General features: G+C 68.2%; 23 protein-coding genes and 2 riboswitches. Of the genes, 10 read left to right on the top strand and 13 right to left on the bottom strand.

The window, feature by feature from the left end; translation table 11 throughout:
* Nucleotides 1–70: 70 nt before the first annotated feature.
* From bla to M3Q35_RS16530, 5 genes are read right to left on the bottom strand one after another with little or no spacing between them, the layout of a single operon-like run.
* Nucleotides 71–967: a class A beta-lactamase gene (gene bla / locus M3Q35_RS16550; RefSeq protein ID WP_273942697.1), complete on the bottom strand. Its 897-nt coding sequence runs from the start codon at nt 965–967 to the stop codon at nt 71–73.
* Between the two features lie 42 nt (nt 968–1,009).
* Nucleotides 1,010–1,768 carry a 2-keto-4-pentenoate hydratase gene (locus tag M3Q35_RS16545; protein WP_273942696.1) on the bottom strand — a complete coding sequence of 253 codons (759 nt, stop codon included), beginning with the start codon at nt 1,766–1,768 and terminating at the stop codon, nt 1,010–1,012.
* Nucleotides 1,765–2,775, bottom strand: a complete 1,011-nt coding sequence (gene dmpG / locus M3Q35_RS16540; RefSeq protein ID WP_273942695.1) for a 4-hydroxy-2-oxovalerate aldolase — start codon at nt 2,773–2,775, stop codon at nt 1,765–1,767. Before dmpG ends, M3Q35_RS16545 begins: the two co-directional genes overlap by 4 nt.
* Nucleotides 2,772–3,719, bottom strand: a complete 948-nt coding sequence (locus M3Q35_RS16535; RefSeq protein ID WP_273942694.1) for an acetaldehyde dehydrogenase (acetylating) — start codon at nt 3,717–3,719, stop codon at nt 2,772–2,774. Before M3Q35_RS16535 ends, dmpG begins: the two co-directional genes overlap by 4 nt.
* A complete protein-coding gene (locus M3Q35_RS16530) occupies nt 3,716–4,516 on the bottom strand; it encodes a 2-keto-4-pentenoate hydratase (protein ID WP_273942693.1) in 801 nt (266 codons plus the stop codon). Before M3Q35_RS16530 ends, M3Q35_RS16535 begins: the two co-directional genes overlap by 4 nt.
* Before the next feature lie 40 nt (nt 4,517–4,556).
* On the opposite strand from M3Q35_RS16530, the gene M3Q35_RS16525 reads away from it, so the two are divergent.
* Complete coding sequence (locus tag M3Q35_RS16525; protein ID WP_273942692.1) at nt 4,557–5,312, top strand: IclR family transcriptional regulator; 756 nt, start codon at nt 4,557–4,559, stop codon at nt 5,310–5,312.
* 286 nt (nt 5,313–5,598) lie between these two features.
* On the opposite strand, the gene M3Q35_RS16520 is transcribed toward M3Q35_RS16525, so the two are convergent.
* The 5 genes from M3Q35_RS16520 to M3Q35_RS16500 form a co-directional block, all read right to left on the bottom strand.
* Nucleotides 5,599–6,741 carry an HNH endonuclease signature motif containing protein gene (locus M3Q35_RS16520; protein WP_273942691.1) on the bottom strand — a complete coding sequence of 381 codons (1,143 nt, stop codon included), beginning with the start codon at nt 6,739–6,741 and terminating at the stop codon, nt 5,599–5,601.
* A 313-nt stretch (nt 6,742–7,054) separates the two neighbouring features.
* Nucleotides 7,055–7,627, bottom strand: a complete 573-nt coding sequence (locus tag M3Q35_RS16515; protein WP_273942690.1) for a PadR family transcriptional regulator — start codon at nt 7,625–7,627, stop codon at nt 7,055–7,057.
* A 16-nt stretch (nt 7,628–7,643) separates the two neighbouring features.
* Nucleotides 7,644–9,068, bottom strand: coding sequence for an aldehyde dehydrogenase (locus tag M3Q35_RS16510; RefSeq protein ID WP_273942689.1), 1,425 nt, complete (start codon nt 9,066–9,068; stop codon nt 7,644–7,646).
* The gene (locus tag M3Q35_RS16505; RefSeq protein ID WP_273942688.1) at nt 9,065–10,357 is read right to left on the bottom strand and encodes an MFS transporter; all 1,293 of its coding nucleotides are present in this window, start codon (nt 10,355–10,357) and stop codon (nt 9,065–9,067) included. The genes M3Q35_RS16510 and M3Q35_RS16505 overlap by 4 nt, the downstream gene beginning before the upstream one ends.
* 12 nt (nt 10,358–10,369) lie before the next feature.
* Nucleotides 10,370–11,029, bottom strand: coding sequence for a class II aldolase/adducin family protein (locus M3Q35_RS16500; RefSeq protein WP_273942687.1), 660 nt, complete (start codon nt 11,027–11,029; stop codon nt 10,370–10,372).
* A 110-nt stretch (nt 11,030–11,139) separates the two neighbouring features.
* Between M3Q35_RS16500 and M3Q35_RS16495 the strand changes: the two genes are divergently transcribed.
* Genes M3Q35_RS16495 through M3Q35_RS16485 form a run of 3 tightly spaced genes read left to right on the top strand, consistent with a single transcriptional unit; the run spans nt 11,140 to nt 12,740 of the window.
* Nucleotides 11,140–12,027 carry a VOC family protein gene (locus tag M3Q35_RS16495; RefSeq protein WP_273942686.1) on the top strand — a complete coding sequence of 296 codons (888 nt, stop codon included), beginning with the start codon at nt 11,140–11,142 and terminating at the stop codon, nt 12,025–12,027.
* The gene (locus M3Q35_RS16490; protein ID WP_273942685.1) at nt 12,027–12,218 is read left to right on the top strand and encodes a tautomerase family protein; all 192 of its coding nucleotides are present in this window, start codon (nt 12,027–12,029) and stop codon (nt 12,216–12,218) included. Before M3Q35_RS16495 ends, M3Q35_RS16490 begins: the two co-directional genes overlap by 1 nt.
* 42 nt (nt 12,219–12,260) lie before the next feature.
* A complete protein-coding gene (locus M3Q35_RS16485; protein ID WP_273942684.1) occupies nt 12,261–12,740 on the top strand; it encodes a hypothetical protein in 480 nt (159 codons plus the stop codon).
* 71 nt (nt 12,741–12,811) lie between these two features.
* On the opposite strand, the gene M3Q35_RS16480 is transcribed toward M3Q35_RS16485, so the two are convergent.
* From M3Q35_RS16480 to M3Q35_RS16470, 3 genes are all read right to left on the bottom strand, one after another.
* Entirely contained in the window at nt 12,812–13,588 is a 777-nt protein-coding gene (locus M3Q35_RS16480; protein WP_273942683.1) for a polysaccharide lyase family 7 protein, read from the bottom strand.
* Nucleotides 13,589–13,822: 234 nt separating this feature from the next.
* Nucleotides 13,823–14,410, bottom strand: a complete 588-nt coding sequence (locus tag M3Q35_RS16475) for a TetR/AcrR family transcriptional regulator (RefSeq protein WP_273942682.1) — start codon at nt 14,408–14,410, stop codon at nt 13,823–13,825.
* A gap of 22 nt (nt 14,411–14,432) precedes the next feature.
* The gene (locus tag M3Q35_RS16470) at nt 14,433–15,107 is read right to left on the bottom strand and encodes an SDR family oxidoreductase (protein WP_273942681.1); all 675 of its coding nucleotides are present in this window, start codon (nt 15,105–15,107) and stop codon (nt 14,433–14,435) included.
* Between the two features lie 98 nt (nt 15,108–15,205).
* Nucleotides 15,206–15,331: riboswitch (cobalamin riboswitch) on the top strand.
* A 157-nt stretch (nt 15,332–15,488) separates the two neighbouring features.
* On the opposite strand from M3Q35_RS16470, the gene M3Q35_RS16465 reads away from it, so the two are divergent.
* The 6 genes from M3Q35_RS16465 (at nt 15,489) to M3Q35_RS16440 (ending at nt 23,286) form a co-directional block, all read left to right on the top strand.
* Nucleotides 15,489–15,776 carry a hypothetical protein gene (locus M3Q35_RS16465; protein ID WP_273942680.1) on the top strand — a complete coding sequence of 96 codons (288 nt, stop codon included), beginning with the start codon at nt 15,489–15,491 and terminating at the stop codon, nt 15,774–15,776.
* Between the two features lie 29 nt (nt 15,777–15,805).
* Nucleotides 15,806–17,077 (top strand): aldehyde dehydrogenase family protein, encoded by a 1,272-nt coding sequence (locus tag M3Q35_RS16460; RefSeq protein ID WP_273942678.1) that lies wholly within the window; start codon nt 15,806–15,808, stop codon nt 17,075–17,077.
* The gene (locus M3Q35_RS16455) at nt 17,016–18,287 is read left to right on the top strand and encodes an aminotransferase class III-fold pyridoxal phosphate-dependent enzyme (protein ID WP_273942677.1); all 1,272 of its coding nucleotides are present in this window, start codon (nt 17,016–17,018) and stop codon (nt 18,285–18,287) included. The genes M3Q35_RS16460 and M3Q35_RS16455 overlap by 62 nt, the downstream gene beginning before the upstream one ends.
* Complete coding sequence (locus tag M3Q35_RS16450) at nt 18,284–19,567, top strand: aminotransferase family protein (protein WP_273942675.1); 1,284 nt, start codon at nt 18,284–18,286, stop codon at nt 19,565–19,567. The genes M3Q35_RS16455 and M3Q35_RS16450 overlap by 4 nt, the downstream gene beginning before the upstream one ends.
* Before the next feature lie 45 nt (nt 19,568–19,612).
* Nucleotides 19,613–19,820: riboswitch (cobalamin riboswitch) on the top strand.
* Between the two features lie 110 nt (nt 19,821–19,930).
* Complete coding sequence (locus M3Q35_RS16445; RefSeq protein WP_273942674.1) at nt 19,931–22,261, top strand: ribonucleoside-diphosphate reductase subunit alpha; 2,331 nt, start codon at nt 19,931–19,933, stop codon at nt 22,259–22,261.
* Entirely contained in the window at nt 22,258–23,286 is a 1,029-nt protein-coding gene (locus M3Q35_RS16440; RefSeq protein WP_273942673.1) for a ribonucleotide-diphosphate reductase subunit beta, read from the top strand. The genes M3Q35_RS16445 and M3Q35_RS16440 overlap by 4 nt, the downstream gene beginning before the upstream one ends.
* The last annotated feature ends 89 nt before the right edge of the window (nt 23,287–23,375 follow it).

The raw sequence follows: 23,375 nt of genomic DNA, 5'->3' as shown, positions 1-23,375 counted from the left end.
TGCGGTGCTGAAAGGAAATTCCGGTTACGCGCTGTTGACGGGCCCGCAACGCACGCCGTGCGGCCGCCTTCTACTGCACCAGCTTCGTCACCGCGATGGCGGTGGCGTCGGCGATGAGCTTGCGGCCGGCGGTGGACTTGGGGTCCTTGGGCGTGGTGTACGCCGTGATCACCAGCGGGGCGTGGTTCGGCGGCCAGACCACGGCGACGTCGTTGGCCTCGCCCTTCGAGCCGCTGCCGGACTTGTCGGCGGCGGTCCAGTCCTTGGGCAGGCCGGCGCGGACCAGATCGAGGCCGGTGGTGCTGGATTTCATCCAGTTGACCAGCAGATCCCGCCCGGCGGTGTCGAGGCCCTCGCCGGCGATCAAGGCGTACAGGTCGGAGGCGAAGACGGGCGGCTTGGTGGTGTCGCGCTCGTCGCCGGGCGCGCCGTCGTTGAGCTGGGGCTCGATCCGGTCGAGCCGGGTGACGTTGTCGCCGAGGGTGCGGGCGAAGGCCGTGACCGCCTGCGGGCCCTTGAGCAGGTCGATCAGCAGGTTGTCGGCGGTGTTGTCGCTCACCTTCAGCGTCGCCTCGCACAACTCGGACACCTTCATGCTGGTGTGCTGGGACGTGATCGGGGCGTACGAGAGCACCTTGGACTTGTCGTACGGGATCACCCGGTCCAGCAACCCGGATTGTTGCTGCCGCAACTGGAGGATCGCGCCGACGACCAGCACCTTGTGCGTGGAGCACATCAGGAACCGCTCGTCGGTCCGGTAGGAGACGCTGCGGCCGCTACCCGTGTCGAGCGCGTAGAAGCCGAGCCGCCCGCCGAACTTCTGTTCCAGCGCAGCCAGATCGGCGTCCGGCGCGGCCGTCGGTGACGTGGTGGTCGACGACGGCGCCGTGGGCGACGGGCTGCCGCCGCAGCCGGCGAGCGCGACGGCGAGCCCGCCGAACAGCAGCGTGCGACGAGGCAACGGCATTTGATCCCCCCAAGCGTCGAGGGGACCAGCCTACCGTGATGATCAGGCGACGCCGCGCACGGTGACGCTGCCGAGCCCGGCCACCTCGACCCGTACCACCGACGGCCCGAACGGCACCGCCGCGGTGGCCGCGCCGGCCAGGATGACATGGCCTTTGAGCAGCGGGAATCCCTGTTTGGCGGCGATGCCGACCAGCTGCCGCAGCGCCCGGAGCGGATGCCCGAGAATGGCGGCCGTCGACCCGAACTGCGCGTCCCTGCCGTTGACGCTCAACCGCACGGCCCGGTTGGCCACGTCGCCGACCGGCAGCCAGCCGCCGATCGCGAACAGACCGCCGGAGGTGTTGTCGGCGATCACGTCGGCCAGGTTGAACTTGAAGTCCCGGTAGCGAGAGTCGATGACCTCGACCGCCGGCGCGACCGCGTCCACCGCGGACACGATGTCGGCCAACGGATCCGCCGGGTCGACATCGTGTCCGAGCCGGAACACGATCTCCGGCTCGACCCTCGGGTGGACCAAAGTGGACAGTCGTACCTCGCCGCCGTCGTCGACGCGCATGGCGTCGGTGAGCTGGCCGACGATGATGTCGGAGACGCCCATCTGCACCATCTTGGCCCGGCTCGTGAAGCCGAGCTTGGTGCCGACCAGCCGTTCCCCGGCCGCGAAACGCTGTGCCAGCACGGCATGCTGGATCTCGTACGCCTCGTCGATGGAGATTCCCGCCGGCAGCTGCGGCGTCGCCTCGGCGTTGCGCTGGGCGTCGTGCAGCCGGGCCGCGAGCGGCGCCGTCGAGGTCGTCACGATGCCTTCCCGGCCAGGTCGAGCGCCACGTCCACGATCATGTCCTCCTGCCCGCCGACCATGCGGCGCTTGCCCAACTCCACCAGGATCTCCCGCGTGTCCAGCCCGTACCGCTCGGCCGCCCGCTCGGCGTGCAGCAGGAAGCTCGAGTACACGCCGGCGTAGCCCAGGGTCAGCGTCTCACGGTCGACCCGAACCGGCCGGTTTTGCAGCGGCCGCACCAGATCCTCGGCCGCGTCCTGCAAGGCGAACAGGTTGCAGCCGTGATTCCAGCCGAGAATGTCCGCCACGGCAATGAAAGCCTCGGCCGGGCAGTTGCCGGCGCCCGCGCCCTGGCCGGCCAGCGCGACATCCACCCGGTACGCGCCGTGTTCCACGGCGGTCACGCTGTTGGCCACCGACAGCGACAGGTTCTCGTGCGCGTGGATGCCGAGCTGCGTGCCCGGTTCGAGCACCTGGTTGTAGGCGTCGACCCGTTCGGCCACGTCCTTCATCGTCAGCCGGCCGCCGGAATCCGTTACGTAGACACAGTGCGCGCCGTAGGACTCCATCAGTTTGGCCTGCTGGGCCAGCTTGGCCGGCTCGTTGAGGTGGCTCATCATCAGGAAGCCGGCGACGTCCATGCCGTTCTCCCGGGCCCACGTGATGTGCTGGGCCGAGATGTCGGCTTCCGTGCAGTGCGTGGCGATGCGCACGCTGGTGACGCCGAGATCCTTGGCGTGCTTGAGATCCTCGATCGTGCCGATGCCCGGCAGCAGCAACGTGGTCAGCTTGGCGTTCGTCACCGACTCGGCCGCGGCGGTGATCCACTCGGCGTCGGTGTGCGCGCCGAACCCGTAGTTGGCGCTGGAACCGCCCAGTCCGTCGCCGTGCGCCACCTCGATCGCCGCCACGCCGGCAGCGTCCAGCGCGGTGACGATCTCCCGCACCTGGTCGACGGAGTAGTTGTGCGCCATGGCATGCATGCCGTCGCGCAGGGTCACGTCCTGGACGTAGACGTCGGTCATGCGATGCTCCCCACCGCGGGCTCGGTCAGCCAGCCGCGCAGCTCGGCGATGCGCTCGCCGGTCCGCAGCGCGGCCGAGGTCATGATGTCGAGGTTGCCCGCGTAGGCGGGCAGGTAGTGGCCGGCCCCGGTGACCTCGAGGAACACCGAAACCTTGACGCCGTTGAACTTTCGGCGCAGCGCCGGCAAGTGAGGCACGGAGATCGGGTCGAACTGCACGTCCTGCTTGAGCCGGTAGCCCGGCACGTAGGTCTGCACCTCGGCGACCATCTTGGTGATGGAATCGGTGATCGCGGTCTGGTCGCCGTCCTCGATGAGGCAGTACACCGTGTCCCGCATGACCAGCGGCGGCTCGGCCGGGTTGAGGACGATCACCGCCTTGCCCTTGGCCGCGCCGCCGACGGTCTGGATGGCCGCCGACGTCGTCTCGGTGAACTCGTCGATGTTGGCCCGGGTGCCGGGGCCGGCCGACTTCGAGGAGATCGAGGCGACGATCTCCGCGTACGCGACGGGTGTGGTGCGGGAAACCGCTGCCACCATGGGGATCGTGGCCTGGCCGCCGCAGGTGACCATGTTGACGTTGTCGGCGCTGAGGTGTTCGTCCAGGTTGACCGGCGGCACCACGTACGGGCCGACCGCGGCCGGAGTCAAGTCCACCATCAGCTTGCCGTGCGCGGCGGCGACGGCCGCGTTGTGCTTGTGTGCGCCGGCGGAGGTGGCGTCGAAGACGATGCGGGCCTCGGCGAACTCCGGCATGTCGACGAGACCGTCCACTCCGGACGCGGTCGTGGCGATACCGAGTCGGTTGGCCCGGGCCAGGCCGTCGGAATTCGGGTCGATGCCGGCCATCGCGGCCACGTGCAGGCTGCTCGACAGCCGCTTGATCTTGAACATCATGTCGGTGCCGATGTTGCCGGAACCGATCACGACCGCACCCACGGTCATCGTGCACCTCCGTCGTCGTTCGTGAACACGGTTTGGACCTCGCCCAGTCCGTCGAGCCGCGCGGTATACACGCCGGCTGTCTTGACCGGGACCATGGGGCCGAGGGCGCCTGAGAGCACCACTTCGCCCGCTCGTAGGGGATTGCCGCGACGGGCCAGTTCCCGGGCCAGCCAGGCCACCGCCACCACCGGGTTGGCCATGCAGGCGGCGCCGGAGCCGACCGACACCGGTTCGCCTTCGTGCTCCAGCACCATGCCGACCTGGGCGAGATCGAGGCCGGTGAGGGAAAACGGTGTGCAGCCCAGGGTGTAGAGGCCGCTGGAGGCGTTGTCCGCCACCGTGTCGGCGATGCGGATGTCCCAACCGTCCACACGGGAATCCACGATCTCGATCGCGGCGACGACGAAGTCGGTGGCGCGAAGGATGTCGGTGACGGAGGTGTGCGGGTTGTCGATGTCCCTGTCCAGCACGAAGGCGATCTCCGCCTCGACGCGGGGCTGGAGAAGTCGGGTGAGTGGCACGGATTCGCCGGTGGCGTAGCCCATGTCCTCGAACAGCGTGCCGAAATCCGGCTGGGAGACGCCGAGTTGGCCGCGCACCGAATCCGAGGTGAGGCCGATCTTTCGGCCGACGATGTGGTGGCCGGCGGCTTGTTTCGTGGCGGTGAGGATCTCCTGGACCGCGTAGGCCGCGTCGATGTCGTGCTCGCCGATCAGGTCGCGCACCGGGGCACAGGGCTTGCCGGTGTCGATGGCTTCCTGGAGCCGGTCGGCGGCTTGCTGGATCTGGGGGGTCACGAGGTCGACGATGGCGGTTCGGCGTGGCACGATGCCAGCTATGCGTTCCACTCAGCGAGACGACGGTCAGAATTCGGTGCTGGGCCGGGCGGTTTCCCTGCTGGCGGCGTTCCGGCCGGACGACGACCGGTGCGTGGCACTGTCCGAATTGGCCCGTCGGGCGGGGGTGGCGAAGCCGACGGCCCATCGGCTGGCGGGGCAGTTGGTGGAGCTGGGGATGCTGGAGGTGGGGGAGGGTGGGCTGCGGCTCGGGTTGCGGGTGTTCGAGCTGGGGCAGTTGGTGCCTCGGCAGCGGGGGTTGCGGGATGCTGCGCGGCCGTTCTTGGAGGACCTGCACCGGGCGTCGGGGGAGACGGTGCATCTGGCTGTGCTGGAGGCGCCGGATGTTGTGTACCTGGACAAGCTGACCAGTCGGGCTGCGCCGGCGGTGCCGTCGAGGATCGGGGGGCGGATGCCGGCGCATGCGACGGCGGTGGGGAAGGCGTTGCTGGCGCATGCGGAGGAGGAAGTGCGGGAGGCGGTGTTGGGGCGGCCGTTGGAGCGGGTGACGGGTCGGACAGTCGTTATGCGTGGGGTGTTGATGCGGGAGTTGCGGCGGGTGCGGACGGATGGGGTGGCACATGAGTATGAGGAATCGGCTAATGGGGTGGTGTGTGCGGCTTGCCCGGTGATCGACTCTGAGGGGAAGGCTATTGCGGCGGTGTCGGTTTCGGGGTGGGTGGGGAAGATGCAGTTGGAGCGGGTGGTGCCGGCTTTGCGGACTACTGCGATGATGTTGTCTCGGCAGTGGGGGTGAGAGAGTTGGGTGCCTGCGTTGGGCGGTTTCCGGGGGGGGGCTTCGGTGTGTGGGTCGATTTGGTGTGGAGCCTCTGCGCGATGGCCCAAGGGCTAAAAGCGGGCAGGACGAGCCTGCCCTTGGCCTGTCAATTGTACGCCATCGCGCCCCTCCACACAAAATCGACCCAATTCGGGGAGTTGGCGATCGGTGTGTGAATGGGATGGCGGTGGCTGGGTTTTGACTCCCACACTGCACCCTTTTTGTGGTGGCTGCGGGAAGTCCTTTCCCGGTGCCCGTTCCCCGGTTAGTGCCGCAGGGGGCGGGTGATGTGATGGCGGCCGGCCGGGGTGATCCAGTGAGTGGTGCCATCTGAATCCTGAGTCACTGTGTAGTTGTCGTGTTTGCGGTGGTGGTGCCAGGTGCAGAGCCCTTGCAGGTTGGTGGCTTGGGTGCGGCCTGTGGGCCACGGGGTGATGTGGTCGTGTTCCTGGATCGGGAGGGTGCAGCCGGGGGCGGTGCAGGTCCCGCCGGCCCGAGCAACGGACGTCTCTTTCATCAGCGCCGTGGGCCGGTAGGTGTCGGTGCTGATCGCGGAGATCTGCTGGTACTCATCGAGGAGAAGTCCCCGGAAGGGGCCGTGCATCGCGAGTTCGCGGGCCGCCTCGGCCGCGATCGGGCCATAACCGGCAAGCTGGCCAGGGTCATTGGTCAGGCCCAGCAGGGTCTCCATCGAGATGGTCACGAAGGTCCGCACGTTCCAGTTGGTGTGCTTGCCCCGTAGACGGTCCCAGAGCACATCGGAGCGTTTCTGGTCGGTGGTGCGCTCGTCCTTCGGTAGGGACTTGGCGTCGGCGCAGATCTGTTGGAACAGCTGGTGGGCTTCAGTGGCGGGGAGGATCCACACCAGTTTGGCCATGCCGTCGGGCAAGGCCGAGAGCCCGACCTGCCGGTCGTCTTTGGCCTTGTGGCAGCGCTGCTCATAACCATCCGGATCGGCCTTTGCGACCAGCGCGGTGGCCTTGCGACACACCTGAGTCCGAGTCATCCCAGCGGCCTCCTCAGCCAGGGCCCGGTCGACCTCGGCGACCTGCGCAGGATCCGACAGATGGCGGGTCCGCTCCCACACTGCCGCGAACCGGGCCAGGTCGATCTCACCCCGACGGAACCGCTCCGCCAGCGCGGGATGAGTCTCCAAGGCAGCGGCGATCTCCTGGGACCGGGCCAGCGCCGGCTCCGAGACCTTCGTCGCCATCGCCAACTCAGTCAGGTCGTCGATGTGGTTGAGGGCCTCATGTTCGGCCCATTCACACACCGCCCGCACCTTCCGGGCCACCCCCACAAAATTGACCAACTGTTCTTGGGTCAGGCTCGCGGGATCCGCACCCACCACCAGATCGAACATGGCCCCGGTGGGTTCCCTGTTCTCGATCTCGCGGGTGAGTTCCATACTTCTGAGAATACTCGAACACAAGATCGAACGCGAATCTCTAACGGGTGAATCCCGCCAGGCAGAAAGGCTTTTCTTTCCTCCCGCCACACCGCAACACGGCAACTCCGACTAGTCGCGTGGATTTTGTGTGGAGGGGCGCGATGGCGTACAATTGACAGGCCAAGGGCAGGCTCGTCCTGCCCGCTTTTAGCCCTTGGGCCATCGCGCAGAGGCTCCACACCAAATCCACGCGACCACACCGAATAAATCCCCCCACCCAAACCGCACCAACCCAACCCAACCCAACCCCCAAACCTAACTCCCGCAACCCCTATTCCCCCAACAACCTCTGCCCCTCCCGAGCCCACTCCACCCGCACCCGCGCCACCGCCGCAATCCCGTCAAACACATGCGCCTTCAACCGCGCGATCCGATCATGCTCCGCCGGATCCCTTCGCGTCAGCCTCTCCCGCAGCAACGCAGTCTCCTTACGCAGCAACCGATCCCGATGCGCCTCCGCTTCCGCCGCCGCCTTCTCCTGCTCAGCGATGAACGCGTCCAGCACCTTCATCGCCTCTTCCGCCGGGATCGTGTCGAAGTTCAACGCCTGCACCATGAACGGATCCCGTGGCGGCGCGGCATCATGGGCCGTCCCCAACCACACCGCCAGCTCCCGGTGACCTTTCTCGGTCACCGAGTACACCGTCCGCGTCAACCGGGGCCCGCGAGCCTCCTCGTCGCCCGCGATCAGCCCGGCCTGCTCCATGCGCCGCAGCATGGGATAGATCTGGCTCTGCGGCGCGGCCCAGATCCACCCGGTGGAGCCGTCGAAGAAGCGAACGAGGTCGTAGCCGGACATCGGGCGTGCCTCCAGCACCCCCAACAAAGCGTGCTGTAGGGACATGATCCGATACTAACCGTCAGCCGTCGATCCGCATGGTCACGGTCTTCGGCTCGGTGAAGAACTCCCGGCTGAAGTTGCCGCCTTCCCGTCCCCACCCGGAGTCGCCGACACCGCCGAACGGCGCGCGCAGGTCGCGTACGAAGAAGCAGTTGACCCACACGTTGCCGCTGCGCAGCGCCCCGGCAACCCGATGCGCCCGGTGTAGACCGTCACTGAACACCATGGCGGACAGCCCGTACGGCGTGTCGTTGGCCAGCCGGACCCCGTCCTCCTCCGCCTCGAACGGAGTGACCGTCACGATCGGCCCGAACACCTCTTCCCGCTGCACCGGCGCATCGGCCGGCACCTCCGTCAGCACGGTTGGCCGCACAAACCAGTCCTCACCCAGCCCGCCGGTCACGACTGTCGCACCGCCGGTCTTCTCCGGCTCCAAATACCCGACGACCTTGTCGTGGTGCTTCTCCGACGCCAAAGGCCCGATCGCGGTCGACGGATCAGACGGATCGCCCAGTGTCATCGCCTCAGCTGCGGCGACGAACCGCGACAGGAACTCGTCGTAAACACCCCGCTGCACATACAAGCGCGACCCGGCCAAACACACCTGTCCAGTGTTGCTGAACGCCGCCCGGATCGACCAGTCGACGGCCACATCCAGGTTCGCGTCGTCGAACACCAGGTTCGACCCCTTGCCGCCGAGCTCAAGGCTCACCGGCGTCAGGTTCGCCGCACCCGCCGTGGCGATCGCCCGACCGGTCACCGACGAGCCGGTGAACGTGATCCGGTCGACGCGCGGATCGCGGGTCAACACCGCGCCGGCGTCGCCAAAGCCCAGCACGGTGTTCAGCACGCCCTCGGGAATGCCGGCCTCCAGCGCCAGTCGGCCGATGATCGCCGCCGAGTGCGGGGTGTCCTCGGCCGGCTTCAACACGACCGTGTTGCCCCACGCCAGCGCCGGCGCGATCTTCCACGTGGCCAGCATCAGCGGGAAGTTCCACGGTGACACCGCCGCCACCACGCCGGCCGACTCGTACCGCGTGTACGTGTGCATGCCGATGTCGGACGGCAGCGCCTCGGCGACGGCCAGCCGGGCATGGTCGGCGAAGAAGCGGAAGTTCTGGGCCGAACGCGGCACGTCGTGCGAGGCGGCGGCCGCGATGGGCTTGCCCATGTCGCGGCCCTCGGCCTCACCGAGCTCCGCCGCGTGCTCCTCCATCAGGTCGGCGAATTTGTGCAGCAGACGGCCCCGCTCGGCGAAACCCATACGCGGCCATGGGCCCTCGTCGTACGCCTTGCGCGCCGCCGCGACCGCCAGATCCACGTCGGCCGCCGACGCACGGGCAACCGTGGCATAGCTTTGCCGCGTGTACGGGTCGATGTCGTCGTAGGTGGCGCCATCGGCGGAGTCGATCTCCGCCCCGCCGATGACGTGCCGGATCTTCACGATGTCTGCTCCCTCAGTTGAACAGCGGCCGGCTGCCGGCCGGCGACCGGTACCAGTCCGGTCGCGACCAGCCCGATGACCGCCACGGCGGCGAAGAGGTAGAAGTTCCACACGTAGCTCGCGCCGGAGGCGAGCACGAGGCCGCCGAGCACCGGGCCGAGGATGGCGCCGAGCCGGCCGACGCCGAGCGACCAGCCGATGCCGACCGCAGCGGACGTGGGCGGGTAGTAGCGGGTGACGAACACGTTGATCAGGTTGGTGGTGCCGATGGTGCCGTAGCCCGCGATACCGGACAGCACATAGATGACCACTGTGGACGGTCGGGTGGCCAGCAGGGCGATGCTCAGCACGGCCAGCAGGAACGACACCGCGACAACGGGCTTGGAGCCGAGGATGTCGGCCGCGCGGCCGCCGATGGCCGAGCCGATGATCGAGCCCAGGTTGAACACCAGCAGGAAGCTCAGCGCCGAGCCGAGCGGGAAGTCGGCCTGGCGCATGATCTGCGGCAGCCAGGTGTTCATGCCGTACACCATCAGCAGCGAGCTGAAGCTGGCCAGCCACAACAGGATCGTGCCCATCCGGAAGCCCGGTGCGGCCAGCTCGCGCAGACCGGCGAGCCAGTTCCGCTTCTCCGACAGGGAAATCGTCGGCACCTCGACGCCGAGCCGCGCGGCCAGCCGAGCGGCGTCATCGGTACGGCCGCGCAACACCAGGTATTCCAACGATTCCGGCAGCCAGCGCAGCGCGAACGGCACCGCCAGCACCGGAGCCGCGCCGATGACGTACATCGTCTGCCAGCCCAGCGACGGAATGACCGAGATCGCCAGTGCCGACGCGAGAATGCCGCCGACCGCGTAGCCCGACTGCATCAGCACGTACGTCAGGTTGTGCTTGCCCGCCGGCGCGTACTCGACGACCAGCGCCGCCGCGGTCGGCATCAGGCCGCCGAGCCCGATACCGGCGATGAACCTCAGCAGCCCGAACACTTCCGGGTTCGGGGCGAGCGCGCACAGCGCCGTGCAGACGGAGAACCACACCATGCAGAGCACGAGGATCCGGCGGCGGCCGATCAGGTTGGTGACCGTGCCGACCAGGAGCGCGCCGATCAGCATGCCGATCAGCGCGTAGCTGCCGATCGTGCCGGCCTGGGCCGGGCCGATGTGCCACGCGGCCAGCAGGGACGGCACGGTCGTGCCGTAGACGACGAGGTCGTAGCCGTCGAAGGTGACGGCGAAGGCGCACAGGATGACGACGCTCCATAAGGCGCCGCGGGAAACTCTGTTCGGCATGGCGGGGTCCTTTCACCGCGACACTGCGGTCAGGTGGTGCCAGATGCGATTGAGCAGTTCGGAACCTGTTGCCGCCCAAGCCGCTTGCTCCTCGGCCGGCAGCGGGCGGATCGGGCCGTGGGCGGCGACGGCGAGCGTGAGCTTCGCGGTCTCCTCGAGGATCCACATGCGGGCGGTGGCCTCGGCGATGGTGGCGCCGACGGTGATCGCGCCGTTGCCGCGCAGCACAAGGGCGTAGGCGCTGCCGAGCGCGGCGGCCAGTTCGCGGGCGATCGACGGTTCACGGATCAGGCGTGAGTTGTGGAAGATCGGGACGATCGCGCCGAGCAGCGAACCCTGGCCGTGCAGCGGCACGAGCGGGATGGCGAGCACGGCGGTCGCGGCGACGGCCGGCGGCTGGGCCCGGCAGATCGCGCCGACGTCCGGGCGGACGGCGGCAATAGCGGTGTGCATCCACGCTTCACGGGGCGCGTCGTCGGGAATGTTCTCCGCACAAATGGACAGTTGCGGGAATTTCCCACCGGTCAGCGCGCCCAGCGGTCGGGGCGGCGTTATGAGCAGCTCTTCGTTCGAAAGACGGGCACTGACGTGCCCGAACGCGGTGACCAGCCCGGCGGTGTCGAGCGCGTGTCCGGCCCGGGTGAGGTCATCGGCGATGCTGGCTGGCGACATGAGGCAATGGTTACCTGTATCTGTATATCTGTCAACCAGAGGATTGACATGTATATCGATACCTGTAGCGTTGTGACCGTAGGATTGCCGTCTGACAGCGAGGTGGGGCAGTGATCACCATCCAGGACATCGCGTACGTCCGCTCCGGCACCGCGGACCTGGAGACCGCCGTCGGCTTCGCGGTCGACATCGTCGGCCTCGAACTGGTCGAGCGCACCGCGGACCGGGCCTATCTGCGGGCCGACAACCGGCACCACTGTCTGTCCTTTGTGGCCGGTGAGGCCGGCGTGCTGGCGTCCGCCTTCACCCTGGCCGACGAGGACCGGCTGGCCGACGCCGAGGCCGAGCTGTCACGGGCCGGCTTCACCGTCACCCGTGGTGACAAGGCGGCCGCCGTCGACCGGCACGTGCGGGAGTTCATCGCCTTCGAGGACCCGTTCGGCAACGTCGTCGAGCTCGTGGTCGACCAGAAGGAGGTGCCGACCCCGGTCAACTTCGCCAGGGCCGCCGGCATCACCGAGTTCGGCCACCTCTGCCTCGATGCGCCCGATGTCCGTGCCGCACACAGGTTCTGGACCAAGCACTTCAACATGAAGGTGTCCGACTGGATCGGCGACGCCGCGTGTCTGATGCGCTTCGATCCCGTGCACCACAAGATGGCCGTGTTCAAGGGGGCCGGGCCCGGCCTGTGCCACATGAACTTCCAGGTCTCCTCGATCGACGACGTCATGCGCAGCTGGCATTTCCTGCAGGACAACGGGATCGAGATCGAGCAGGGCCCCGGCCGGCATCCCCAGTCCGGGGCCGTGTTCCTGTACTTCAAGGGACCCGAGGGGCTGACCTACGAGTACTCTTACGGCGTGCGGCGGATCGACGATGACAACGCCTGGCGGGTGCGGTACTTCGACCCGGCCGAGCCGGACGCCATCGACATGTGGCGTGGGCCGACCAATCGCTGCGCCTCCCAGCCGCAGCTGCCCGGGTTGGCGGCCCGCTGATGCCCATCGTCCACATCTCCGTCGCCGCCGGCCGCTCCCGCGAGCAGCTCCGCGAGTGCCTCCAGGCCGTGCACAACGCCGTCCGGGACAGCCTCGGCGCGCCGGACGCGTCCATTCGCGTGCTGATCACCGAGGTCGACCCCGAGCTCTGGAGCTCCGGCGGCCAGACCCTGGCCGAACGCGGTCGCTGAAATCACAGGACGGCCGGTCGCCGCGGTCGTATCGTTTCCGTTGTGACAGCGGACTTATTTCCGTCGGAGCGGGTGGTGTGGACCGGGAAGCCGGTCCGGTATCCCGTCTTCGACGCGGGGGACTTCTTCCTGGTGCCGTTCTCGATCCTGTGGTGCAGCGTGGTGTTTCGCAGCGTCTGGCCGCCGGACCGGGTACCGCTGATCGTCTGGGGCTTTGTCGCGGTCGGGCTGTACCTGCTGGTCGGGCGGCTCGTGGTGCGCCAGCTCGTGCTGCGTTCGACCACGTACACCGTGACGAACAAGCGGCTGGTGGTCGAGTCCAGGGTGCTGGGCGTCACCCGCGTGCGCAGTGATTTTCTCCGCACCATGCGGCCGCCGGTCGCGGACGATCACGGCGGTCACGGCAACGTGCGGTTCGGACCGCGGTTCGAGGTCGGCTTCGTCCGTGGCCCGAGGCGGCTGGAACTGCGGGGGATCGAGGATCCCCGCGCGGTCCGGGACCTCATCATGGCCCAGCGCTGACCGGTGCGAGGTCGCCGATCGCACTGAAACCGGCCCGGCGGGGAACCCGCCGGGCCGGAAACGTGAAAAGCTCAGCTGTGCGAGACGGTCAACGCGTAGAAGTGGACGGTCGCGCCATTGGTCGAGCTGCTGCTGGCGGACTGGTTGTAGTCGCCCGCCTTGAAGTACTGCGGGTATCCCTTCCAACCTGACGGAATGGCGAAGGAATGGTTCGCCCCGTTGATGGAGATGTTGATGGTGTTGCCGCCGGTGACGCTGATGACGTAGCTCCACTGCGTGTTCAGCGAGACGTGGCCGATGGAGTGGGCGGTCTGTCCGCCGCCGGGCCCGTTCTCGATGCCGGCGACGATATCGCCATTGCTGTGGTAGTAGAGCTCGATCAGCGGCTTGGTGGTGCCGCTGCCCTCACTGGCGTGGATCTGCCCGACGCAGACACTGGACGGCACCTTCGTCACCTTCACGGTGGCGCTGAGCTTGTGCGTGCCGGGCAGACCCCAGCTGGCCGCGGACCCGCTCGAATTCATCTCACGGAGTTCAGAACGGGAAAAGTTGGAGTTGGGCGTGTGCACGCCGTTCTCCGGGTCCCAGAAGGTCATGGAACCGTCGGACTTGTCGGTGTAGAAGTACGCGTCCTGGTACCCGCCGGCCCCTTTCAGCTGGCTGGGGCTGATCGTCCGTGGCGAGCCGGGGGAGCCGACGGGCTCCTGGAGGGACCACACCGAGAGGTTGAAATTCCCGCCCGGCGCGACACCGGTGTTCAGGGCCGGTGCGGCCATGGCGGACTGGCCGGCGAACAGGGTGCCGGCCGCGGCGAGGGTCAGGGCGCTCGCCGTGAGCTTCTTGTTCAATTTTGGGCTCCTCGCAGGGACGTGTGGCGGCGTCAGGGAACCGGGGGATCAGGCAGGATCCCACGGTTTTCGGGCCGCCCCGTCACAGCGAGAAACGCTGGCAGGGGTATTGCGCATGGGTATTAATCTCCTCCGGTCTGGCGGCGGTGCCATACCGACTTCGAGAAGAGCAGGGGCCATCAGTTTGGGATAGGCGGTGCGGCCCCGTCAATACCCTTCAGGCACGCGAAATGTTCAGGTCCGTGAACCGTTGAGCAGGGACAACAGTTTTTCCACATCGTGGAGGATCTGGTCACGCGGGGTACGCGCCCGCACCTGGACCCGGACCCCGAGCCAGGCGTTGTACGCCACCGCGACGGCGGTTTCCGGGTCGATACGGTCGGTGACGGAACCGTCGCGTCGACCGCGACGGATCTGTGCCGACAGCATCTCGCGGCTCACGTCCTGGTGCCGGCTCAAGCGTTGTGCGACCTCGTCGTCCGAAGGTCCCAATTCGGTCGAGCTGTTCACGACCAGACATCCCCGAAAGTCGTCGGCCGGCGATTGGAGCAGGAGATCGAACGCGGAGCGGATCGCGCTGAGGCCGTCGGGGGCGGCGGAAGTCTTCTCCTCGTAGCCGGCCTCGACGTCGCCGATGTAGCGGTCGAGCGCGCGCAGGTAGAGCGAGTGCTTGTCCCCGAAGGTGTCGTACATGCTGCGCCGGCCGACGCCGGTGCGCTCGACCAGGTCATGTACCGACGTCGCCTCGTAGCCGCGTTCCCAGAACACGGCCATCGCGTCGGTGACGGCCGTGTCCGGGTCGAACTCCTTGTGCCGAACCATGGGGACAAACCTCTCACACGAACTACAGTGCGGCGCTCAGGCCGGCCTTCACGTTCCGGGTGAGCTCGTCGAAGAGCACCTCGGCCTCGCCCTTGGCAACGGCGTCGAGGGTCGTCCTCGCGACCTCGGCCGGGTCGGACTTGCCGCTGGTCACGTGCGCGGCCATGTCGGTGTCCATGTAGCCGACGTGCAGACCGGTGACGGTGATGCCCTTGGGCGCCAACTCCTGGCGCACCACATTGCTCATCGCCCACTCGGCCGCCTTGGCCACCGAGTACGAGCCGACGCTGGGGACGTGCGCCCAGGACAGCACCGAGGCCACGTTCAGCACGGCGCCGCCGCCGTTGGCCTCGATCACCGGCGCGAAGGCGCGGGTGGCGGCCAGTGAACCGATGTAGTGCACCTCGAGCTGCTCGCGGATCTCGTCGAGGGGGGTGGTCAGCAGTTCGCCGCCGCCGCCGAGGCCGGCGTTGTTGATTAGCAGCGTGGCGTCGGCCGCGATCGCGGCGGCGGCCTCGATGCTGGCGTGGTCGGTGACGTCGAGGCGCAGCGGGGTGACGCCCTCGATGTCGATGGTTTCGGGTCGGCGCGCGGTGGCGTACACCTTGGCGCCACGGGCGACGAGCTGCTCGGCGAAGTGACGGCCCAGGCCGCGGTTCGCTCCGGTCACTACGGCAACGGTCTTGGTGAAGTCCATGCCGAAGACGATAGTCTGTTGAGAACGAACGGTGCAATAAGCGCGACGGTGACCGGGGCCACACGACGTCCAGGGGGTCCCGCGGCGGCGTTTGCCCTGCTATAAACGAGGCGTAAGGCCCGCGGCGCGGGGAAGCCGGTGCGACTCCGGCGCGGTCCCGCCACTGTGTTCGACGTCGGCCAGGCGTCGAGAGCCAGGTTGCCGCCCGTGGGCTTCGACGGTGAGGCCCACGAGGATGGAGCTGACACATGGGTGCCTTCCGCGTCCTGATGCTGCTGATGCCGCGCGCGCTCGGCGGCTGGACCTCTTTCTGACGTCACTGCCGTCCCACGCCTGCCGTTCCCGGTAGGTGTGTTTCGCCGTGCCCGGAAAGGGTTTGAAGTGACAACGCGCGTCACCTACGCGACTTTGACGTCGGACAACGAAGAACTGCACGCCTCCTACGAGAACGGACTGCGCGTCGCGAAGTCCTGGCTCGGTGCGACGATCCCGGGCAACGGGCCCGCGTTCACCGTGACCAGCCCGTGCGATCGCTCGGTCGTGCTGTGCACCGCCCACGCCGCCACCGAGTCCGATGTGGACGAAGCCGTGACGGCCGCAGCCGCCTCGGGCTGGGCGTCGAAACCCTGGCCGGAAAGGGTTTCCTGCTGCGAAACGCCGCCGACCTGATCAGCGAGCGGTCCGGTGAGCTGGCCGCTTTGATGACGATCGAGGTCGGCAAGAACCGGCTCGAAGCGCTCGGTGACGTCGAGGAGTCGGCCGACCTGATCCGCTACTACTGCCGGCAGGTCGAGGACAACAACGGCTTCTCGCACGAGATGGAACGACTGTCCGCCAACGAGATCACCCGTAGCGTGCTGCGCCCGCACGGAGTGTGGGCGGTGATCAGCCCGTTCAACTTCCCGATGGCGCTGGCCGCCGGACCGGCCGGGGCCGCGCTGGCCGCCGGCAACACCGTGGTTCTCAAGCCCAGCGAGCAGGGCACCTACACCGCGGTCAAGCTGGTGGAATGCCTGCGGGACGCGGGAATCCCGGCCGACGCGCTGCACCTGCTGCTCGGCGGTGACCAGGTGGGCAACGCCGTGGTCGAGCACCCGGACGTCGCCGGGTTGACGTTCACCGGCTCGTACCAGGCGGGAATGTCGGTGTACCAAAGGTTTTCCAAGCGGTATCCGAAGCCGGCGATCTGCGAGATGGGCGGCAAGAACGCGGCCGTCGTGACGGCCGGTGCCGATCTGGACGTCGCCGCGGCCGGCATCTCACGGTCGGCTTTCGGCTTCTCCGGGCAGAAGTGTTCGGCCTGCTCGAGGGTTTACGTCGAACGGACGGCGTACCAGGGTCTGGTGGACCGGCTGGTGGCCAAGGCCGGCGAGGTGGTGGTCGGCGATCCGACGCAGCGGTCGGTGTTCATGGGCCCGGTGATCGACGAGGACGCGGTCGCCCGGTTCACCGACGCCGTCGATCACGCCCGCCGAGTGGGCAAGATCGCGGCCGGGGGAGAGTTGTTGCGGCGCAGTGAAGGGCGAGCCGACGGACACTACGTGACGCCGACAGTCGTCACGGATCTGCCGCCGGATGATCGATTGCTGACCGAGGAGCTGTTCGTGCCGTTGGTGGCGGTCGTGCCGGTGGACTCGCTGGACGAGGCCGTCATCCAGGCCAACGACACCGATTTCGGCCTGACCGCCGGCATTTTCGCCGGCCAGCAGTGGGAGATCGACGCCTTCCTCGACCGGATCGAGGCCGGTGTGGTGTACGTGAACCGGGCCGCGGGCGCGACGACCGGCGCCTGGCCGGGGTGCAGCCGTTCGGCGGCTGGAAGGGCTCGGGCAGCACCGGCAAGGCCGGCGGCGGCCGCTACTACGTGCAGCAGTACCTGCGTGAGCAGTCCCGGACGGAGGTCGGCCGATGACCACGATGATCACCGCACCGGACATTCGCACGGAACTGCCGGGCCCGATGGCCCGTGAGGTGCTGGCCCGGGACGCGGCCGTCACCAGCCGGTCCCTGCCGCGGGCGTATCCCCTTGTGCCGCAACGAGGTCGCGGCTGCGTCATCGAGGACGTGGACGGCAACCGGTTCCTGGACTTCAACGCCGGCATCGCCGTCAACTCCACCGGCCACGCCCATCCCAAGGTGGTCGAGGCCGTGCACAGGCAGAGCGAGGAGCTGCTGCACTACTCGGCCAGCGACTTCTACCTGCCGATCTACTCCCGGATGGGCCAGGCGCTGGCCGCCACCGCCCCGATCGACGGGCCGGTCCGGGTGTTCCTGAGCAACTCAGGCGCGGAGGCGGTCGAGGGCGCCCTGAAGCTGGTCCGGTACTGCACCGGCCGCCCGTACGTGATCAGCTTCTACGGCGCGTTCCACGGCCGCAGCTACGGCGCAGTCACGCTCACCGCGTCGAAGGCCAAGTACCACAAGGGCTTTGGCCCGCTGCTGCCCGGTGTGCTGCACGCACCGTACGGCAGCGACGAGACCTTCGAGCACATCGAGAACCTGCTGTTCCGGCACCAGGTGTCGCCCGACGAGGTCGCGGCGATCTTCGTCGAACCGATTCAGGGCGAGGGCGGCTACCTCGTGCCGCCGGACGGCTGGCTGCGCAAACTGCGGGAACTGTGTGACCGGCACGGGATCCTGCTCGTCGCCGACGAGGTGCAGTCGGGCATGGGGCGCACCGGCAAACTGTGGGCGATCGAGCACACCGGTGTCCGACCGGACGTGCTGATCAGCGCCAAGGGCATCGCCTCCGGCCTGCCACTGGGCGCGTTCATGGCCCGGGCTGAGCTGCTGGAGAAGTGGTCCGCCGGCGCGCACGGCTCCACGTATGGCGGCAGTCCCGTGCCGTGCGCGGCCGGCCTGGCCACGCTCGAGGTGATCGCTGAGGAAGGCTTGCTGGACAACGCTTCCACGATCGGCGAGCAGTTGATCACCGGCCTCCGTGAGCTTCGGCGGCGATTCGCGGACAAGATCACCGACGTTCGTGGTGTCGGGCTGATGATCGGCGTCGAGTTCGCCACGGCCGAACTGGCGGCACGGGTGCAGCAGCGGGCGTTCGAGCTTGGCCTGCTGGTGCTGGAATGCGGCGAGAGCAGCATCCGGATGTCGCCGCCGCTGGTCGTCACGGCCGAGGAGGCGCGCAAGGCGCTGGAGCTGTTCGGTCAGGCTGTCGCCGGATGAGTCGGCACGTGTTCACCCGTTCCCCCGGCCTGCCACGCGTGGCCGGGGGAACGGGGGTCGAAGTGTTCGATGTGGACGGTCGGCGCTATCTCGACGGCTCCGGCGGCGCGGTCGTCACGTCCATCGGGCACGGCGTGCCCGAGGTGGCCTATGCCATCGCCGAGCAGTCCCGGCGGATCGCCTACGTGCACGGGACTGCCTTTGCCTCCAAGGCACTCGACGACTACGCCGACGCCCTGGCGCCGTTGCTGCCGTTCGACGACCCGCGGATCTATCCGGTGTCCGGCGGCAGCGAGGCGGTCGAGACGGCGTTGAAGATGGCCCGCGCCTACCATCTCGCCCGCGGCGAGGACCGGCACGTGATCATCGGCCGGCAGGGCGCCTACCACGGCAATTCCCGTGGCGCGCTCGACGTTTCCGGCCGGGCCGCGCTGAGAGACCCCTATCGGCCGTGGCTCGGGGCGGCCTGGCACACCTCCTCGCCGTACGAATACCGTTGCCCAGCCCCAAATCACCCAAACGCTTGCGGCGCCTGGCATGCCACCAGACTCGATCGGATGATCACCGAGGACGTCGCCGCGTTCATCGCCGAACCCGTTGCCGGCGCGGCACTCGGCGCCTGCGTGCCGCCGGACGACTACTGGCCGGCGGTCGCCGAGATCTGCCGGCAGCGGGGAGTGCTGCTGATCGCCGACGAGGTGATGACCGGCTTCGGCCGCACCGGTCGCTGGTTCGCCTGCGAGCACTGGGGAATCCGGCCCGACATCCTCGTCACCGCCAAGGGCGCGGCCGCCGGCTACTGGCCGCTCGGCCTCGCCGTCTGCACCGCCGAGATCCGTGACACCATCGGCACTTTCGTGCACGGCTTCACCTACTCCCACCACCCGGTCGGCGCCGCCGCCGGTTTAGCCGTGTTGAACGTCATGCGCGAGCGGCACTTAACAGCCGCCGCCGAGCAACGCGGCCGCGAACTGGCCAAGGCCCTGCACGACCGCCTCGCCGATCACCCGGCCGTCGGCGACATCCGGGGCATGGGCCTGCTTCAGGCGGTCGAGCTCGTCGCCGACCGCGACACCAAGCAGCCGTTCGCCCGTGACGCGCGGATCGCCGAGCGCGTCGTCGCCGCGGCCAAGGAGGTCGGGCTGCTGGTCTACCACTCGACCGGTTGCGCCGACGGCCGCAACGGCGACCTGCTGCTGTTCGGCCCGCCCCTGGTCATCACCGACACGCAGGTGGCCGAGCTGGCCGACAAGGCCGCCGCCGCGATCCGGAGCATCTGACACGCGACACAAGATGTGGGTGCTTGCGACTGATCGTCGTCCATGTATTGTGCTCACCGAGCTGGTTCGGCCGTCCCGCCAGGGCGGTCGTCGTAAGAGGGAACCCGGTGCGAATCCGGGACTGCCCCGCAGCGGTGAACGGGAACGACCGCCGTCACGAAGCACTGGACCCAGAGGTCCGGGAAGCGACGGCCAGTAGGTGCCGACCGGCATGCCCGTAAGTCCGAAGACCTGCCCGCTCGCCCGTTCGCACCGTGAACGGGCTCGTGTCCAGGCCCCGAGGGAGGGCGTGGGGACCGTCACCGGCGCATGCCGGCGCCGTCCTCGCGCCCAGGGCCCACAGCGTGCGAGGAGTCAGGGACTGTGGAGACAGTCGTGCGGGATTCCCACCCGACGATGCGGGTGCGGAAACGCAGCGGCGCGGTCGAGACCGTGGACGTGAACAAGATTGTCAAGGCGGTCGGCCGCTGCGCGGTCGGGCTGGCCGAGGTGGACCCGCTGCGGGTCGCCACCAAGACGATCAACGGCCTGTACGACGGGGCGACGACCGAGGAGCTGGACCGGCTGTCCATCCAGACCGCGGCCGAGCTGGTGTCGGAGGAGCCGGAGTACTCCAAGCTGGCGGCGCAGCTGCTGGCGGCGTACATCGACAAGGAAGTCCGCGGCCAGGGCATCCACTCGTTCAGCCAGAGTGTGGCGCTCGGGCACCGCGAGGGCCTGATCGGCGACGAGACAGCCACGTTCGTGGCCACCCACGCCCGCAAGCTGGACGACGCGATCGACCCGGACGCGGACCGCCGCTTCGAGTACTTCGGCCTGCGCACGGTGTACGACCGCTACCTGTTGCGCCACCCCAACTCCCGCGCGGTAGTGGAGCGCCCGCAGTACTGGCTGCTGCGCGTGGCCTGCGGTCTGTCGCACACCGCGGCCGAGGCGATCCGCTTCTACCGCCTGATGTCCTCGCTCGCCTACCTGCCCAGTTCACCAACCCTGTTCAACTCGGGTACACGGCACACCCAGATGTCCTCGTGCTACCTGCTGGACTCGCCGCGCGACGAGCTCGAGTCGATCTACGAGCGGTACGCGCAGGTGGCGCAGCTGTCCAAGTTCGCAGGCGGCATCGGCGTGCAGTGGTCCCGGGTTCGGTCCCGCGGCGCGCTGATCCGGGGCACCAACGGCCATTCCAACGGCATCGTGCCGTGGCTGCGCACGCTGGACGCCTCGGTGGCAGCAGTCAACCAGGGCGGCCGGCGCAAGGGCGCGGCCTGCGTCTACCTGGAGACGTGGCACCCGGACATCGAGGAGTTCCTCGAGCTGCGCGACAACACCGGCGAGGACGCGCGCCGCACGCACAACCTGAACATCGCCAACTGGATCCCGGACGAGTTCATGCGCCGGGTCGAGGCCGACGGCGAGTGGTCGCTGTTCGACCCGGACGAGACGCCTGAGCTGCCGGACCTGTGGGGCGAGGCGTTCACACTCGCGTACAGTGCCGCTGAACAGGCCGGCCGGGCCGTGCGCACGGTCAAGGCGCGCGACCTGTACGGCAAGATGATGCGCACGCTGGCCCAGACCGGCAACGGCTGGATGACCTTCAAGGACACCGCCAACCGCACCTGCAACCAGACCGCCGAACCGGCCAACGTGGTGCACCTGTCCAATCTCTGCACGGAGATCCTCGAGGTCACCAGCGACGCCGAGACCGCGGTGTGCAACCTCGGCTCGGTCAACCTGGGTGCGCACGTGGCCGGCGACAGCATGGACTGGAACCGGCTGCGGGAGACCGTCCGCACCGCGGTCACGTTCCTGGACCGTGTGATCGACATCAACTACTACCCGACCGAGCCGGCCGGGCGGTCCAACCCGCGCTGGCGGCCGGTCGGGCTGGGCGTGATGGGCCTGCAGGACGTGTTCTTCAAGCTGCGCCTCGACTTCGACTCGGCGGCAGCCAAGGAGCTGTCCACCCGGATCGCCGAGGAGATCTACCTGACGGCGCTGGAGACCTCGGCCGATCTCGCGGCCAGCGCCGGTGCACACCCGGCGTACAACCAGACTCGCGCGGCGCGCGGCGACCTCCAGCCCGACCTGTGGGGCGTGACGCCGACGCAGACCGAGCGCTGGGCCACGCTGCGGGAGCGCGTCGCCGAGAGCGGCCTGCGCAACTCGCTGCTGGTCGCCATCGCGCCGACCGCGACCATCGCGTCCATCGCCGGCTGCTACGAGTGCATCGAGCCCCAGGTGTCGAACGTGTTCAAGCGCGAGACCTTGTCCGGGGAGTTCTTGCAGGTCAACACCTATCTCGTCGCCGAGCTGAAGCAGCACGGGCTGTGGAACGCCGCCACCCGGGCCCAGCTCAAGCGGGACGACGGCTCGGCGCAGGCGCTGGCCGGGCTGCCCGAGGCCAGCCGGTCGCTGTTCCGCACCGCGTGGGAACTGCCGCAGAAGGCGCTGATCGAGCTGGCCGCCGCCCGTGGCCCGTACATCGACCAGAGCCAGTCGCTGAACCTGTTCGTCGCCTCGCCGACCATCGGCAAGCTCTCCTCGATGTACCTGTACGCCTGGAAAGCCGGGCTGAAGACCACCTACTACCTGCGCTCCCGCCCGGCGACGCGCATCCAGCAGGCCACCGTGCCCGCTGTCGACGCCGTCGCCTGCTCTCTCGAGAACCCCGAATCGTGTGAGGCCTGCCAGTGACCGCCCTTGAGAACACCACCCGTCAGCAGGCTTTGCTCGACCCGGGCATGGACCTGACCTTGCGCCCCATGCGCTATCCGCTGTTCTACGAGCGTTTTCGGGACGCCATCAAGAACACGTGGACGGTCGAGGAGGTCGACCTGCACTCCGACCTGGCCGACCTGAAGAAGCTGACGCCGGCCGAGCAGCACCTGATCAACCGGCTGGTCGCGTTCTTCGCCACCGGCGACACCATCGTCGCCAACAACCTGGTGCTCAACCTGTACGAGCACGTCAACGCGCCGGAGGCCCGGCTGTACCTGTCGCGGCAGCTGTTCGAGGAGGCCGTGCATGTTCAGTTCTACTTGACGCTGCTGGACACCTACCTGCCCGACGAGACCGAGCGGGCCGAGGCGTTCGCGGCGGTCGAGAACATCCCGTCCATCCGCGACAAGGCCGAGTTCTGCTACAAGTGGATGGACTCCATCGGGCAGCTGGATCGCTTGCACAGCAAGGCGGACCGGCGCACGTTCCTGCTCAACCTGATCTGCTTCGCCGCCTGCATCGAGGGCCTGTTCTTCTACGGCGCCTTCGCCTACGTGTACTTCCTGCGTTCGCGCGGCCTGCTCAACGGGCTGGCGTCCGGCACCAACTGGGTGTTCCGCGACGAGTCCATGCACATGGCGTTCGCGTTCGACGTGGTGGACACCGTTCGACGCGAGGAACCGGACCTGTTCGACGACGCGCTACACGACCAGGTCCGGCAGATGCTGCGCGAGGCCGTCGACGCCGAGACCAAGTTCGCCGAGGACCTGTTGACCCAGGGTGTGGCCGGTTTGTCGTTGGCGGACATGCGGTCCTACCTGGAGCACGTCGCCGACCGGCGGCTGGCCGCGCTGGGCCTGGCCCCGGAGTTCAACGCCAAGAACCCGTTCGGTTTCATGGAGTTGCAGGACGTGCAGGAGCTGTCCAACTTCTTCGAGCGCCGCGTGTCCGCCTACCAGGTGGCAGTCACGGGAACGGTGAGCTTCGACGAGGACTTCTAGGCAGAAATCGCTCGGCCCCGCCGGAGGCAGGGCCATTCAACACAGCGTCAAGAACTCGTTCGGGTGACCGGTGCACTTGCGCCGGGTGA

The sequence above is a fragment of the Kutzneria chonburiensis genome (assembly GCF_028622115.1).
GTDB lineage: Bacteria > Actinomycetota > Actinomycetes > Mycobacteriales > Pseudonocardiaceae > Kutzneria > Kutzneria chonburiensis.
The sequence above is the reverse complement of the archived record's forward strand: the minus strand, read 5'-3'. Positions and strand labels throughout refer to the sequence as shown.